Origin of the sequence: Citrobacter amalonaticus (assembly GCF_001559075.2) — a bacterium.
Lineage (GTDB): Bacteria > Pseudomonadota > Gammaproteobacteria > Enterobacterales > Enterobacteriaceae > Citrobacter_A > Citrobacter_A amalonaticus_F.
This window is the reverse complement of sequence record NZ_CP014015.2, coordinates 2,405,423-2,420,400: the sequence shown is the minus strand read 5'-3', so window position 1 is coordinate 2,420,400 and position 14,978 is coordinate 2,405,423. Positions and strand designations below refer to the sequence as shown.

Annotated in this window: 17 protein-coding genes; 12 read left to right on the top strand and 5 right to left on the bottom strand. The window is 53.6% G+C overall.

The window, feature by feature from the left end; translation table 11 throughout:
• Nucleotides 1-6 precede the first annotated feature (6 nt).
• Entirely contained in the window at nucleotides 7-819 is an 813-nt protein-coding gene (mlaF, locus tag AL479_RS11735; protein WP_061076176.1) for a phospholipid ABC transporter ATP-binding protein MlaF, read from the bottom strand.
• 208 nt (nucleotides 820-1,027) lie between these two features.
• Between mlaF and AL479_RS11730 the strand changes: the two genes are divergently transcribed.
• The 12 genes from AL479_RS11730 to yrbL all read left to right on the top strand — a co-directional run bounded on the left by AL479_RS11730 (nucleotide 1,028) and on the right by yrbL (nucleotide 9,801).
• On the top strand, nucleotides 1,028-2,005 hold the full coding sequence (locus AL479_RS11730; protein WP_061076175.1) for a calcium/sodium antiporter: 978 nt from the start codon (nucleotides 1,028-1,030) through the stop codon (nucleotides 2,003-2,005).
• Nucleotides 2,006-2,019: 14 nt separating this feature from the next.
• Complete coding sequence (kdsD, locus tag AL479_RS11725) at nucleotides 2,020-3,006, top strand: arabinose-5-phosphate isomerase KdsD (protein ID WP_061076174.1); 987 nt, start codon at nucleotides 2,020-2,022, stop codon at nucleotides 3,004-3,006.
• 20 nt (nucleotides 3,007-3,026) lie between these two features.
• On the top strand, nucleotides 3,027-3,593 hold the full coding sequence (gene kdsC / locus AL479_RS11720) for a 3-deoxy-manno-octulosonate-8-phosphatase KdsC (protein ID WP_061076173.1): 567 nt from the start codon (nucleotides 3,027-3,029) through the stop codon (nucleotides 3,591-3,593).
• Nucleotides 3,590-4,165, top strand: coding sequence for an LPS export ABC transporter periplasmic protein LptC (lptC, locus tag AL479_RS11715; RefSeq protein ID WP_042325047.1), 576 nt, complete (start codon nucleotides 3,590-3,592; stop codon nucleotides 4,163-4,165). Before kdsC ends, lptC begins: the two co-directional genes overlap by 4 nt.
• Entirely contained in the window at nucleotides 4,134-4,682 is a 549-nt protein-coding gene (lptA, locus tag AL479_RS11710; RefSeq protein WP_061076172.1) for a lipopolysaccharide ABC transporter substrate-binding protein LptA, read from the top strand. The genes lptC and lptA overlap by 32 nt, the downstream gene beginning before the upstream one ends.
• 6 nt (nucleotides 4,683-4,688) lie before the next feature.
• Complete coding sequence (gene lptB / locus AL479_RS11705) at nucleotides 4,689-5,414, top strand: LPS export ABC transporter ATP-binding protein (RefSeq protein ID WP_042998305.1); 726 nt, start codon at nucleotides 4,689-4,691, stop codon at nucleotides 5,412-5,414.
• A 47-nt stretch (nucleotides 5,415-5,461) separates the two neighbouring features.
• Complete coding sequence (rpoN, locus tag AL479_RS11700) at nucleotides 5,462-6,895, top strand: RNA polymerase factor sigma-54 (protein WP_061076171.1); 1,434 nt, start codon at nucleotides 5,462-5,464, stop codon at nucleotides 6,893-6,895.
• A 22-nt stretch (nucleotides 6,896-6,917) separates the two neighbouring features.
• Nucleotides 6,918-7,205, top strand: coding sequence for a ribosome hibernation promoting factor (hpf, locus tag AL479_RS11695; protein WP_003025078.1), 288 nt, complete (start codon nucleotides 6,918-6,920; stop codon nucleotides 7,203-7,205).
• A 115-nt stretch (nucleotides 7,206-7,320) separates the two neighbouring features.
• The gene (gene ptsN, locus AL479_RS11690) at nucleotides 7,321-7,812 is read left to right on the top strand and encodes a PTS IIA-like nitrogen regulatory protein PtsN (protein ID WP_042325036.1); all 492 of its coding nucleotides are present in this window, start codon (nucleotides 7,321-7,323) and stop codon (nucleotides 7,810-7,812) included.
• Between the two features lie 33 nt (nucleotides 7,813-7,845).
• Nucleotides 7,846-8,700 (top strand): RNase adapter RapZ, encoded by an 855-nt coding sequence (rapZ, locus tag AL479_RS11685; RefSeq protein WP_012908509.1) that lies wholly within the window; start codon nucleotides 7,846-7,848, stop codon nucleotides 8,698-8,700.
• Nucleotides 8,697-8,969: a PTS phosphocarrier protein NPr gene (gene npr, locus AL479_RS11680; RefSeq protein WP_042998307.1), complete on the top strand. Its 273-nt coding sequence runs from the start codon at nucleotides 8,697-8,699 to the stop codon at nucleotides 8,967-8,969. Before rapZ ends, npr begins: the two co-directional genes overlap by 4 nt.
• A gap of 199 nt (nucleotides 8,970-9,168) precedes the next feature.
• Nucleotides 9,169-9,801, top strand: coding sequence for a PhoP regulatory network protein YrbL (gene yrbL / locus AL479_RS11675; RefSeq protein ID WP_061076170.1), 633 nt, complete (start codon nucleotides 9,169-9,171; stop codon nucleotides 9,799-9,801).
• 7 nt (nucleotides 9,802-9,808) lie between these two features.
• Here yrbL and mtgA read toward each other — a convergent pair whose 3' ends face one another.
• From mtgA to AL479_RS11655, 4 genes are all read right to left on the bottom strand, one after another.
• On the bottom strand, nucleotides 9,809-10,528 hold the full coding sequence (gene mtgA, locus AL479_RS11670; protein WP_061076169.1) for a monofunctional biosynthetic peptidoglycan transglycosylase: 720 nt from the start codon (nucleotides 10,526-10,528) through the stop codon (nucleotides 9,809-9,811).
• On the bottom strand, nucleotides 10,525-11,178 hold the full coding sequence (elbB, locus tag AL479_RS11665; protein ID WP_061076168.1) for an isoprenoid biosynthesis glyoxalase ElbB: 654 nt from the start codon (nucleotides 11,176-11,178) through the stop codon (nucleotides 10,525-10,527). The genes mtgA and elbB overlap by 4 nt, the downstream gene beginning before the upstream one ends.
• Nucleotides 11,179-11,406: 228 nt before the next feature.
• On the bottom strand, nucleotides 11,407-13,743 hold the full coding sequence (gene arcB / locus AL479_RS11660) for an aerobic respiration two-component sensor histidine kinase ArcB (RefSeq protein WP_061076167.1): 2,337 nt from the start codon (nucleotides 13,741-13,743) through the stop codon (nucleotides 11,407-11,409).
• A gap of 93 nt (nucleotides 13,744-13,836) precedes the next feature.
• Nucleotides 13,837-14,766, bottom strand: a complete 930-nt coding sequence (locus AL479_RS11655; protein ID WP_061077967.1) for a TIGR01212 family radical SAM protein — start codon at nucleotides 14,764-14,766, stop codon at nucleotides 13,837-13,839.
• Nucleotides 14,767-14,978: the final 212 nt, after the last annotated feature.

Genomic DNA, 14,978 nt, shown 5'->3' with positions numbered 1-14,978 from the left:
AGTGGCTTAACTCCCTGTTCCGAGTAAATCAGAGTGATAATCGCCCGCAGGATAGCGGAACGGGACCGGCCCGTCTGCAATGCCATCCAGGAACTGACGCACACGCGGGTCGTCATTCTCTTGCAACGCCTGCGCGCTGCCGTGGGCCACAATCTTTTTGTCCGCCATAATATAGGCGTGATCGGCAATACTCAGGACTTCCGGCACATCGTGAGAAACCACGACGCAGGTCACGCCCAGCGCATTATTTAATTCAGAAATCAGTTTGACCAGCACGCCCATGGTGATCGGATCCTGTCCGACAAACGGTTCATCAAACATGATGAGATCCGGCTCCAGCGCAATGGCGCGTGCTAACGCCGCCCGGCGCGCCATCCCACCAGACAGTTCAGAGGGCATCAGTTTTGCCGCGCCGCGCAGACCGACGGCTTCCAGTTTCATCATCACCGTGCTCTTCAGTAACGGCGGGGGAAGCGTGGTATGTTCGCGTAACGGATAGGCCACGTTATCAAACACGTTCATGTCGGTGAACAGCGCCCCGGACTGAAACAGCATACTCATCCGTTTGCGTACCGTGTAGAGGCGCGAGCGAGACATCTCAGGAATGTTCTCGCCATCAAACAAGATCTCTCCTTGGTCCGGCACAATTTGTCCGCCGATCAGACGCAACAGCGTCGTTTTACCGATGCCCGATGGCCCCATGATCGCGGTTATCTTGCCACGCGGTACGGTCAGAGAGATGTTATCGAAAATGCAGCGGTCGCCGCGCGTAAAGCTGACATCGCGCATATCGACTAAATTCGCCACAGACTGCCCCATTGATTCATCCTTCGTGTTGCTTGTTGATCTCAGCATGGCGTGGAATTCAGCCATGAACCCAACATATTTACAGAATATTACCCGTGCTGGTTAGCTAAAGCTGGCATTTGTTTTACTTTTTAGCTGCATAAAGTCAAAATTAAGACTTCGTTACGGTTTCCAGACGATCCCGGTGGACCGGCGAGTATACCTGAAGAAAGGACTTTAGATGCTTTTAGCAACGGCGCTGTTAATTATTGGTTTATTATTGGTCGTCTACGGCGCCGACCGCCTGGTTTTTGCCGCGTCAATCTTATGTCGAACCTTCGGGATCCCGCCGCTGATTATCGGTATGACGGTAGTCAGTATAGGCACATCTCTGCCTGAAATTATTGTTTCTGTCGCCGCCTCTCTGCACGGGCAGTTAGATTTAGCCGTCGGCACCGCGCTAGGCTCTAACATTACCAACATTTTGTTGATCCTCGGGCTTGCCGCGCTGATCCACCCTTTTACCGTGCATTCCGATGTTCTGCGTCGCGAATTGCCGCTAATGTTGCTGGTTAGCATTGTGGCCGGATCCGTACTGTATGACGGACAACTCAGCCGCAGCGATGGTATCTTTCTTTTACTGTTAGCCGTGTTATGGCTGCTGTTCATTGTTAAAATCGCCCGTCTCGCTGAGCGTCAGGGTAATGACAGCCTCACCCGGGAGCAGGTTGCCGAGTTGCCGCGTGAAGGCGGATTACCGGTGGCGTTTTTATGGCTGGGCATTGCGCTGATTATCATGCCGATGGCGACCCGAATGGTGGTGGATAACGCCACTGTGATTGCCAATTACTTCGCAATGAGCGAACTGACGATTGGCCTGACGGTGATCGCCATTGGCACCAGCCTGCCTGAACTGGCAACCGCCATCGCGGGCGTGCGCAAAGGTGAGAACGATATCGCGGTGGGCAATATCATCGGCGCGAACATTTTTAACCTCACCATTGTTCTCGGCCTTCCCGCGCTGATTACGCCGGGTGACGTCAATCCGCTGGCGTTCAGCCGTGATTACAGCGTGATGCTGCTGGTGAGCATCATCTTTGCATTAGTTTGCTGGCGGCGTCCCCGCCAGTCCGGTCGCGGCGCGGGCGTGCTGCTGACTGGCGGTTTTATCGTATGGCTGGCGATGTTGTATTGGCTATCGCCACTTCTCGTTGGATAACTGGAAACAGACATATGTCGCACTTAGCGTTACAACCGGGTTTTGACTTTCAGCAAGCCGGCAAAGAGGTTCTGGCGATTGAACGTGAAGGCCTGGCGGAGCTCGATCAGTACATCAACCAGGATTTCACTCTCGCCTGTGAAAAAATGTTCAACTGCACCGGCAAAGTGGTGGTGATGGGCATGGGGAAATCGGGGCATATTGGCCGCAAAATGGCCGCGACCTTTGCCAGCACCGGTACCTCCTCATTCTTCGTTCATCCGGGCGAAGCCGCCCACGGCGATCTGGGGATGGTGACCTCGCAGGATGTAGTGATTGCCATCTCCAACTCCGGGGAATCCAGCGAGATCGCGGCCCTGATTCCGGTTCTTAAGCGACTGCAGGTTCAGCTTATCTGCATGACCGGTCGACCAGAAAGCAGCATGGCGCGTGCTGCGGATGTCCATCTGTGTGTTAAAGTACCGCAGGAAGCCTGTCCGCTTGGACTGGCCCCGACAAGCAGCACCACCGCCACATTAGTGATGGGCGATGCGCTGGCGGTGGCGTTGTTAAAGGCGCGCGGCTTTACCGCTGAAGATTTTGCGCTGTCACATCCGGGCGGTGCGCTGGGGCGTAAACTGCTGCTGCGCGTGAACGATATTATGCATACGGGTGATGAAATCCCGCATGTCACCAAAGAAGCCAGCCTGCGCGATGCGCTGCTGGAGATAACCCGCAAGAACCTCGGGATGACCGTGATTTGCGATGATGCGATGAAGATCGACGGTATCTTCACCGACGGTGATTTACGTCGCGTCTTTGATATGGGCGTTGACGTGCGCCAGCTCGGTATCGCCGACGTGATGACGCCTGGGGGCATTCGCGTGCGTCCAGGGATTCTGGCGGTCGATGCCCTGAACTTAATGCAGTCTCGTCATATCACCTCCGTAATGGTTGCCGATGGCGACCAGTTACTCGGTGTGTTACATATGCATGATCTCCTGCGTGCAGGCGTTGTGTAGAAATTCAAGGATAAAGAGAAATGAGCAAAGCAGGTGCGTCGCTTGCGACCTGTTATGGACCCGTCAGCGCGGACGTCATCGCCAAAGCAGAGAATATCCGTCTGCTGATTCTTGATGTCGATGGCGTGCTGTCGGATGGCCTGATTTATATGGGCAACAACGGTGAAGAACTGAAGGCTTTCAACGTCCGTGATGGTTACGGGATCCGTTGTGCGCTAACGTCTGATATCGACGTCGCCATCATTACCGGACGAAAGGCTAAACTAGTAGAAGATCGGTGTGCCACACTGGGGATCACGCATCTGTATCAGGGGCAATCAGACAAACTGGTCGCCTTTCACGATCTGCTGGCAAAACTGGCGATTGCGCCGGAAAACGTGGCCTACGTCGGTGATGATCTGATTGACTGGCCGGTGATGGAAAAAATTGGCCTGAGTATTGCCGTTGCGGATGCGCATCCGTTACTGCTCACGCGCGCGGATTACGTTACGAAAATCGCGGGCGGGCGCGGCGCGGTACGAGAAGTCTGTGATTTATTATTACTGGCGCAGGGTAAGCTTGATGAGGCCAAAGGGCAATCGATATGAGTAAAGCCAGACGTTGGGTTATCATTCTACTGTCGTTGGCCGTGCTGGTGCTGATTGGGATTAACCTGGCCGATAAAGACGACACGGCGCAGGTGGTGGTGAATACGAGCGATCCGACCTACAAGAGCGAGCATACGGATACCGTTGTCTACAGTCCGGAAGGCGCGCTGAGCTATCGTTTGATCGCCCAACATGTTGAATATTATTCCGATCAGGCCGTTTCGTGGTTCACACAACCCGTATTAACGACGTTTGATAAGGACAAGATCCCGACGTGGTCAATCAAGGCTGATAAAGCCAAGCTGACTGAGGATCGGATGCTGTATCTTTATGGTCACGTTGAAGTCAACGCGCTGGTGCCTGACGCTCAACTTCGCAGAATTACCACCGATAACGCGCAGATCAATCTGGTGACGCAGGATGTTACCTCTGAAGACCTCGTCACGTTATACGGAACAACATTTAACTCCAGCGGACTGAAAATGCGCGGCAACTTACGCAGCAAGAACGCCGAGCTGATTGAAAAGGTTAGAACCTCCTATGAAATTCAAAACAAACAAACTCAGCCTTAATCTTGTGCTTGCCAGCTCACTTCTGGCCGCCAGCATTCCGGCGTTCGCCGTCACCGGCGATACCGAACAGCCGATCCACATTGAATCGGACCAGCAGTCTCTGGATATGCAGGGCAACGTCGTGACCTTCACCGGCAATGTCATTGTGACCCAGGGCACGATCAAAATTAACGCCGATAAAGTGGTCGTTACCCGCCCTGGCGGTGAAGAGGGTAAAGAGGTCATTGACGGCTTCGGCAACCCGGCCACGTTCTATCAAATGCAGGACAACGGTAAGCCGGTAAAAGGCCATGCGTCGAAAATGCATTATGAATTGGCGAAAGACTTTGTCGTGCTCACCGGCAATGCGTACCTGGAACAGCTCGACAGCAACATCACCGGGGACAAAATTACCTATCTGGTGAAAGAGCAGAAAATGCAGGCCTTCAGTGAGAAAGGCAAGCGTGTGACTACCGTTCTGGTTCCGTCGCAGTTGCAGGACAAAAACCAGGCCCCGGCTCAGAAGAAGAGTAACTAATTCGTTATGGCAACATTAACTGCAAAGAATCTGGCGAAGGCCTACAAAGGCCGCCGCGTCGTGGAAGATGTCAGCCTGACCGTCAACTCGGGCGAGATTGTCGGTCTGCTTGGGCCGAACGGTGCGGGTAAAACCACCACCTTCTACATGGTTGTCGGCATTGTGCCGCGCGATGCCGGTAACATCATTATTGATGATGAAGACATCAGCCTGCTGCCGCTGCATGCCCGCGCACGCCGAGGAATTGGCTATCTGCCGCAGGAAGCGTCGATTTTTCGCCGCCTGAGCGTGTACGATAACCTGATGGCCGTGCTGCAAATTCGTGACGATCTCTCCAGCGAACAGCGTGAAGACCGCGCTAACGAGCTGATGGAAGAGTTCCACATTGAGCATCTGCGCGACAACATGGGTCAGTCACTCTCCGGCGGGGAACGTCGCCGTGTGGAAATCGCCCGCGCCCTGGCCGCTAACCCGAAATTTATCCTGCTGGATGAACCGTTTGCCGGCGTTGACCCCATCTCCGTTATCGATATCAAACGCATTATTGAGCATCTGCGTGACAGCGGTCTCGGCGTGTTGATTACCGACCATAACGTCCGCGAAACGCTGGCCGTGTGTGAACGAGCCTATATCGTGAGCCAGGGACACCTGATCGCGCACGGTACGCCGACAGAAATCCTGCAGGACGAGCACGTGAAGCGCGTATACCTTGGGGAAGACTTCAGACTCTGATAGGGTAGAAGTTTGCGACGTCATAGCGGGAGAAAACGACTCTGAACATGAAGCAAGGTTTGCAACTCAGGCTGAGCCAACAACTGGCGATGACGCCGCAGCTACAACAGGCGATTCGTCTGTTGCAGTTGTCCACGCTGGAACTGCAGCAGGAACTCCAGCAAGCGCTGGAAAGCAATCCGTTGCTGGAGCAAACCGATCTTCACGACGAAGTTGATACCCGCGAAACTCAGGACAGCGAAACGCTGGATACCGCCGACGCTCTCGAACAAAAAGAGATGCCGGAAGAGTTGCCGCTCGACGCCAGCTGGGATGAAATCTACACCGCCGGTACGCCGTCGGGCACCAGCGGCGACTACATCGACGATGAGCTCCCCGTTTACCAGGGTGAAACCACGCAGACCCTACAGGATTACCTGATGTGGCAGGTGGAACTTACCCCGTTCTCCGATACCGACCGCGCAATCGCCACGTCGATTGTGGATGCCGTTGACGACACCGGTTATCTCACCGTTTCGCTGGACGACATCCTCGAAAGCATGGGCAATGAAGAGGTCGGTCTTGATGAAGTCGAAGCCGTTCTCAAACGTATTCAGCGGTTTGATCCCGTAGGCGTGGCGGCAAAAGATCTGCGCGATTGCCTGCTGATCCAGCTCTCACAGTTCGACAAAGCGACCCCCTTCCTTGAAGAAGCCCGGTTGATCATCAGCGATCATCTCGATCTGCTGGCGAACCACGACTTCCGCACTCTGATGCGTGTCACACGTCTCAAAGAAGACGTGCTCAAAGAGGCGGTCAATCTGATTCAGTCACTCGATCCCCGCCCGGGTCAGTCGATCCAGACCGGCGAACCGGAATACGTGATCCCAGACGTGCTGGTACGTAAGCATAACGGTCACTGGACGGTTGAGCTCAACGGTGACAGCATTCCCCGCCTGCAGATCAATCAGCACTACGCCGCAATGTGCAACGGTGGGCGTAATGACGCCGACAGTCAGTACATCCGCAGTAATTTGCAGGATGCGAAGTGGTTGATTAAGAGTCTGGAAAGCCGCAACGATACCCTGCTGCGCGTCAGTCGTTGCATCGTTGAGCAGCAACAAGCCTTCTTTGAGCAAGGCGAAGAATTTATGAAACCGATGGTGCTGGCTGACATCGCCCAGGCCGTCGAGATGCACGAATCGACCATTTCTCGTGTGACGACGCAGAAGTATCTGCACAGTCCACGCGGCATTTTTGAACTGAAGTATTTTTTCTCCAGCCATGTGAATACCGAGGGAGGTGGCGAAGCGTCCTCCACGGCGATCCGCGCACTGGTGAAGAAGTTGATTGCGGCGGAAAACCCCGCGAAGCCCCTGAGCGACAGCAAGCTAACGTCGATGCTGTCAGAACAAGGCATCATGGTGGCGCGCCGCACCGTTGCGAAGTACCGAGAATCTTTATCCATTCCGCCGTCAAACCAGCGCAAACAACTGGTTTGACCCAACCGATAAGGAAGACACTATGCAGCTCAACATCACTGGAAACAACGTCGAGATCACAGAAGCCCTGCGTGATTTTGTGAATACCAAGTTCGCCAAACTCGAACAGTATTTTGACAGGATCAATCAGGTCTATATTGTGTTGAAAGTGGAGAAAGTCACCCACATCTCGGATGCAACACTGCATGTAAACGGTGGCGAAATTCACGCCAGCGCGGAAGGTCAGGACATGTACGCCGCCATTGATGGCTTAATTGACAAGCTGGCAAGACAGCTCACCAAACACAAAGATAAATTGAAACAACACTAATTGTCCGGGCAGTTAGCGGGTGCAGGACGGCCTGTTGTGCAGAACAACAGGCCATTTGTACAGTTAGCGCTCCGAATCCGCTCCGCTGTTGTGGGACGGATTCTTAGGTGAAATTATGATAAATAACGATACGACTCTACAACTGAGCAGTGTACTTAACCAGGAATGTACGCGCAGTGCCGTTCACTGCCAGAGCAAAAAACGCGCGCTGGAAATCATCAGTGAACTGGCTGCAAAACAACTCAGTCTACCGCCGCAGGTCGTTTTTGAAGCGATCCTGACGCGCGAAAAAATGGGCAGTACCGGCATCGGCAATGGGATCGCCATCCCGCACGGTAAGCTGGAAGAAGATACCCTGCGCGCCGTCGGCGTGTTTGTGCAACTGGAAACACCCATCGCCTTCGACGCGATTGATAATCAACCTGTTGATCTGCTTTTTGCCCTGCTGGTGCCTGCGGATCAAACCAAAACGCACCTGCATACGCTATCGCTGGTGGCTAAGCGTCTGGCGGATAAAACCATCTGCCGTCGACTGCGCGCCGCACAGAGCGATGAAGAGTTGTATCAAATCATCACTGACACCGAAGGCGGTCAGGATGAAGCGTAACTCCCCTTTTGTCGTGGTGAGGAGAAACAGTACATGGTACTGATGATCGTCAGCGGTCGTTCAGGGTCAGGTAAATCTGTCGCCCTGCGCGCGCTGGAAGATATGGGCTTTTACTGCGTGGATAACCTCCCCGTAGTATTGTTACCCGATCTGGCTCGCACGCTTGCCGAACGCCAGATTTCGGCTGCCGTCAGCATTGACGTACGCAATATGCCAGAGTCGCCGGAAATTTTTGAGCAGGCGATGAACAACCTGCCCGAGGCGTTCTCGCCGCAACTGCTGTTCCTCGATGCCGATCGCAACACGTTGATTCGTCGCTACAGCGATACGCGTCGTCTGCACCCCCTCTCCAGCAAGAACCTGTCGCTGGAAAGCGCCATTGATCAGGAAAGTGACCTGCTGGAACCGCTGCGTTCTCGCGCCGACCTGATCGTCGACACCTCAGAAATGTCGGTGCATGAACTGGCAGAAATGCTGCGGACACGCCTGTTGGGTAAACGCGAACGTGAACTGACGATGGTGTTTGAGTCCTTCGGCTTTAAGCACGGGATCCCCATCGATGCCGATTATGTTTTCGACGTCCGCTTTTTGCCAAACCCCCACTGGGACCCGAAACTGCGGCCGATGACCGGTCTCGACAAGCCCGTTGCTGCCTTCCTCGACAGACACACAGAAGTACACAATTTTATCTACCAGACTCGCAGCTATCTTGAGCTATGGTTACCCATGCTGGAGACCAACAACCGTAGCTATCTGACCGTTGCTATCGGTTGTACCGGCGGGAAACACCGTTCGGTGTATATTGCAGAACAGCTGGCAGACTACTTCCGCTCACGCGGTAAAAACGTACAGTCACGCCATCGTACGCTGGAAAAACGCAAAACATGACCGTGAAGCAAACTGTTGAAATCACGAACAAGCTGGGCATGCATGCCCGGCCAGCAATGAAGCTCTTTGAATTAATGCAGGGATTTGACGCGGAAGTCCTGCTACGAAATGATGAAGGCACCGAAGCGGAAGCCAACAGCGTCATCGCATTGCTGATGCTGGACTCCGCCAAAGGCCGACAGATTGAAGTTGAAGCCTCCGGCCCGCAAGAGGTTGAAGCGCTGGCGGCCGTCATCGCGCTTTTCAATTCGGGATTCGACGAAGACTGAGTTTTCTCGCGCCACGGATACCCTCACAGAAAACGCCATCTGGCGTTTTTTTCGTTTTTGCTCCCCTTAACTGTACAATTCGTGCGCTTTTTCACTTAAGAATTACCTTAAGAAAACCTTAAGATAAGTCGTTTAGGTTTCATTTAACCTGAGTGTTCATACTGGATTATTGTCAGTAAATATTTCCAGGATATCACTCATGATTCGTTTATCAGCAGAGACTCCCCTGGGCACCGGACGACATCGTAAGTGTTATGCGCATCCGGATGATGCCCAACGTTGTATTAAGATCGTTTACAACAGTGGCCAGGGCGGCGACAAAGAGACACAGCGTGAACTGAAGTACTATGCCCACCTCTCTCGCTACCTGAAAGACTGGAGCGGTATCCCGCGCTATTACGGCACGGTCGAGACCGACTGCGGAACGGGTTACGTTTACGATGTGATTGCCGATTACGACGGCAAGCCGTCCATCACTCTCACCGAATTTGCCAAACAATGTCGTTACGAAGACGACTTTGTCGTGCTACGTCATCTGCTGAAGACGCTAAAACGCTACCTGCGTGACAACCATATCGTCACCATGACGCTGAAACCACAAAACGTTCTTTGTCACCGTATCAGCGAATCGGAAGTGGTGCCGGTAGTGTGCGATAACATTGGTGAAGGGACGCTGATCCCGCTGGCGACCTGGTCAAAATGGTTCTGCCATCGTAAGCAGGAAAGACTGTGGCAGCGTTTTATCGCCCAACCGGTACTGGCCGTCGCGCTGGAAAAAGACGCCCATCCGAAAGAACGCAGCGGGCTGTCACTCTCTTCGCGCGAGGCGTAATGCAGATTTAATGCAGGTGGTGGCGGGTCATAAACGACTCCCCACCCAATTGTCGCATTTGACGCAGTATCCACGCCTGACGGCTACGCACATAGCCTGAAGGTGCTGCGGCCTTAAAGCGCAGAGGATTGGGTAATACCGCGGCAAGCAACGCCGCTTCTGACTGAGTCAATCGGCTGGCCGGTTTGCCAAAATAGCGCTGTGCGGCGGCTTCGACGCCAAATACGCCATCACCAAATTCCGCGATATTCAGGTAGACCGTCAGGATCCGCTTCTTGCTCCAGACAGTCTCTACACCGACGGTAAGTCCGGCTTCCAGCCCTTTCCGCAACCAGCTACGCCCATCCCAGAGAAAGAGATTTTTAACCGTTTGCTGTGACAATGTTGACGCGCCGCGAATGCGGTTTTCATTACGTTCGTTATGTGACAACGCTTTCTCGATAGCGGCGACGTCAAAACCCCAGTGATCCGGGAAGGTCTGATCTTCTGCGGCAATCACCGCGAGTCCCATCCACGGTGAGATTTCGTCCATGCTCACCCAGTCAGAATGGGCGACATAACCAAAATCGCCCTGAAGCCAGGCGCCAATCTGACGTTCAGCCATCACGGCGGAAAAAGGAACCGGCATCACGCTGAACAACGCGATGCCCCCGCCCCAGAATACAGCGAGCACCAGCACGACACGTAAAATTATCCGGCGCAGAAAGGCGGCGACTCCTTTTTTCATTCCGCCAGAACCAGCACGCGTGATACCAGTTTTTCGATCCCCATTGCCGCCTGAGCGATGTCCTGCGCCAACATATAGGCCGGCGTGGTGACGATTTTATTGTCTTCATCAACGACGATATCATCGACCGGGCACGGCACATGCTCCGCCCCCATCTCTTCCAGCACTTCCGCTGTATCAATATCGGTCCCGATTGTCAGACGCAGCGGAAAGTCGAAGATTTTCGGCAGCATGGCCGGCGCGATGCACATAAAACCCAGCGGCTTGCCCGACTGATGCATCGCCAGAGCGAGCCCGGCTAAATCCGGGTCAACCCGGCATTCACTGCCCTGACTGGCAAAGTTGCTCAAATTCTTGGCCGCGCCAAAACCACCGGGAACAATCAGCGCATCCAGATCTGCTGAGACTGCCTGAGAAAGCGGACGAATATTGCCGCGCGTAATACGGGCCGCTTCGATCAGCACATTGCGGGTTTCCGCCATCGGTTCGCCCGTCAGATGATTAATCACATCGGCCTGCGCTTTGTCAGGCGCAAAGCAGACGGCCTGCGCGCCGCTGCGGGCAATGGCCAGCAACGTCAGTACGGTTTCATGAATTTCAGCACCGTCATACACACCGCATCCACTGAGAACTACGCCAATTTTTTTCATTCAAATGTCCTTTTCACCACTGTCTGCAGCACATTAATAATTGTGATTAAAATGCTACGCTTCACACATTTAACTGATTCATGTAACAAAGCATTTAAGATTTGCTATCTTAACTGCGTGCGGCCCGAATTTGAGCGCTGCGCCTTTTAAATCACAATTATAACTTACGGCGCAGCCACGATTTCCCTGGTGTTGGCGCAGTATTCGCGCACCCCGGTCAAGCCGGGGTCATTTTTTTCCAGCGTTTGCCACCCAGGCCTTTAATACCGCAACGTCGTGTTGCCACTCCTGCTTCATCTCTTCAATCCATTCACCCACGTTATCTTCCCATGCCGGAAGATCGGGTGACTGGATCTGCTGCCCCAGCTGTTGCAGATGACGGAGGCCAACAGAACCCGCTGCTCCTTTAATTTTATGTCCTTCTTCAACCACGCCTTTTTTGTCTCGCGCGGTCAGATTGGATTCCAGAACGCTTAAATAACCTGGCATCATCTTCTCGAACACCGCCAGGCCATCGGTAATCAGTTTCGGCCCCACCAGCTCTATGTACTGTTCCAGCATCGGAATATCTAATAGCGCTTGCGATTTACTGCTCTCTTCAGATTTCACCGTGCACTCCTCCTCATCTTGGGTATCCCAGTACTTCTTAATCATGGCGGTTAACGCCGGTACCGACAGCGGCTTGCTCAGCACGTCATCCATACCGGCATCCAGATACTCTTTTTTATCTTTCAGGACGTTTGCCGTCAGCGCTACCAGCGGCGGCAGATCTTCACGCGCATAGCGCTGGGTCAGCTCGCGTGAAATATCGAGGCCAGTCATGTCCGGCAACTGAATATCCAGCAGCACCAGGTCGTATTCGCCCGGCGCGAACATCTCCAGCGCCGCTTTTCCGGTCATGGCGACATCCACGCTATTGCCGAGTTTTTCCAGCACCGAGCGCGCCACTATGACGTTCAGTTCGATATCTTCCACCAGCAGGACATTCAACGCCGGCAGCGGTAAATCGTCATCCTCAAATGCATCTTCAACTTCTTCTGCCACCGCTGGCGCATGGACGGTCAGGGTGAAGATCGAGCCTTTACCTGGCTGACTTGCCACGGTGATATCTCCACCCATGTTTTTCGCCAGACGACGCGAGACTGCCAGACCGATGCCTGTACCGGTCGCTGGTTTTCCGCCGTGACTGTCTTTCACCTGATAATACATGGCGAAGATTTTGTCCTGCTCATCCTGCGGAATGCCGATGCCGGAATCTTCTACTTCAAAGTGCAGAATGCTGCCTGCATCGTAACGCACGCGCACGGTCACCTGGCCCTGCTGGGTAAATTTCACCGCGTTGCTGATCAGGTTCCACAGGATCTGCCGCAGACGCGTGCCGTCGGTCACCACTTTATGCGGTAGCGGCAAGGTCGGGTCGAGCACAAAACGCAGTCCTTTCTGCTGTGCCTGCAGGCCGGAGAGATTCTCCAGATCGGCCATGAAGCTGGTGAAATCCACCGGCTGGTTATCCAGTTGAACCTTACGCCGCTCCATCTTATCCATATCAATGATATCGTTGAAGATATTCCCCAGCGTCACGGCGGAGACATGGATGGTTTTCAGGTATTTTTCCTGCTCGGTCGTCAGGTCAGTGTCCAGCAGAATGCGGCTCAGACCGACAATTCCGTTCAGCGGTGTGCGCAGTTCGTGGCTGATAGTGGAAATAAAGGTAGTTTTATCACGGCTGGCGCGCTCAAGCGCATCCTGATAGCGCTTGCGCTCGGTAATATCTCGACCAAAACCCATCAGACCATGACGTTTACCGACGCGATCGTAATAAGGCACTTTGCGGATTTCAAAACAGGCTTTGCGCCCGTCCGGATAATCGAGCCATTGCTCATAGGTCAGCGACACATTATGGCGAAAGACTTTTTCATCGGTCTCAATGACCTTTTCGGCCGCTTCCGGCGAGTACACATCAGCAGGCTTTAAATGCACCAGCTGTTTTTCGCTTTTGCCGGTGAGCAACTCCATCGCCCGGTTACAGCCGGAAAATTCTTTATCTTCGTTGCGATAAAAAACCAGATCCGGCGAGGCATCCAGAAAAGAACGTAAGAAGGAGGATTGCTGTTCAAGCTGGATCTGCGCCTCTTCGCGCTCTTTGATCTCAACTTTGAGCTGCTCAAACGTGGACTGGCGTTCCGCCTCTGCCTTTTCGCGGTCGGCAATCTCCTGATTCAACTGCGAAATATTATCTTTCAGTTGGACATTAAGCTTAAGGTCGCGCTCGCGCATCTCTTCCAGCTTTTGCACCAGTCGGGATAACCGCTGACGGGATTCTTCCAGTTGCTCCACCACCACCGACAAAAAATAGACCGCCCAGGGGGTGATTAACAGACCAAAGAAAATGGAGCGGATGACATCGATCTGTTCGACCCGTCCATGCAGCACCATGGTGACCGCCATCTGCACCACAATTGCCAGCACAACGAGCGCTAACGCCAACAACAGCGAAAAGCGCACCAGACCCAATTTCATCATCAGGTCCACATAGTACTGCGCCAGCATACGAATTTGCTTCATCAGGGATTTCCTTTACGACAACCTGGCACAATAATACTCAATTCTGGGCAAGACGTTGAAGAATGTGCAAGAAATGCGAATGCCCGTCATAGTTCAGGCGTCAGGCGGAACCCATGCCCGTCCGAGCGCAGAACCCTGTACGCCATGCGCATTCAGATAACGATCCAGTTCCACCATCCCGGTCCAGCGGTTTTCGCACCACAACGGCGCCAGCAGCGTGGGACGGCGCGCGCTGGCTGAAATACGATGATAAATCACCTCCGGCGGAGTATGACGGATCATCTCGCCTGCGGTTCGCGTGTAGTCATCCAGTTCAATCCCGTTCAGACGCCCTGCTTCCCACGCCCTGGCCATAATGCTGCCCTTCACGATGTGCAGCGGATGCAGTTTGATGCCATCCACTCCCGTCTCTACCACCCGCTCAAGCGTTTGCAGGCATTCCGTTTGCCCTTCTCCCGGCAGGCCGACAATAAGGTGCGAACAAACTTTCAGGCCGCGCTCACGGGCAAGGCGGGTCGTGCGCTGATAACAGGCAAAATCGTGACCACGATTAATACGGTGTAGCGTTTTGTCATGCGCGGTTTGCAGCCCCAGCTCCAGCCACATTTCATAGCCCTGGTCTTTATACTCACAGAGCAGATCGAGAACCGCCTCCGGTACGCAGTCGGGACGCGTTCCCACGCACAAGCCGACAATACTGACCTGACTGACCGCCTGCTGATACATCGAGCGCAACACCTGCACTTCAGCAAAGGTACTGGTATAGGCCTGGAAATAGGCCAGATAGCGTTTCGCGCGATTAACCAGATGCGCCTGGCGTGCGAGTTGTTCGGCGATCGAATGATGCTGCTGCGCTTCATCCGCAAAAGAGGCAACATTACAGAAAGTGCAGCCGCCGCGTCCGATGGTGCCATCGCGATTTGGGCAGCTAAATCCGCCGTGGAGCGTCAGTTTATGAACCTTTTGCCCATAACGCCGAGAAAGATCCCCACCAAACATATTGACTAATTTCTGTAACTGCATAATCTGATAGACCGCGCCTTGAAAAGAGGCCAAAGCCTGCCATTTTTAGCCCTTATCGGCGATGACCTGGATCAATCGCCCCGGCAGGCTTTTATCAATTGCATATCCAGTCAAAATAAACGATATTTCATTCACAACCCAGCCAATTACTTTTCCTTATCTCCGGCCATTTTTTTTATCTTCTGACGTCGATTGCGCAAAAACAGTATCAT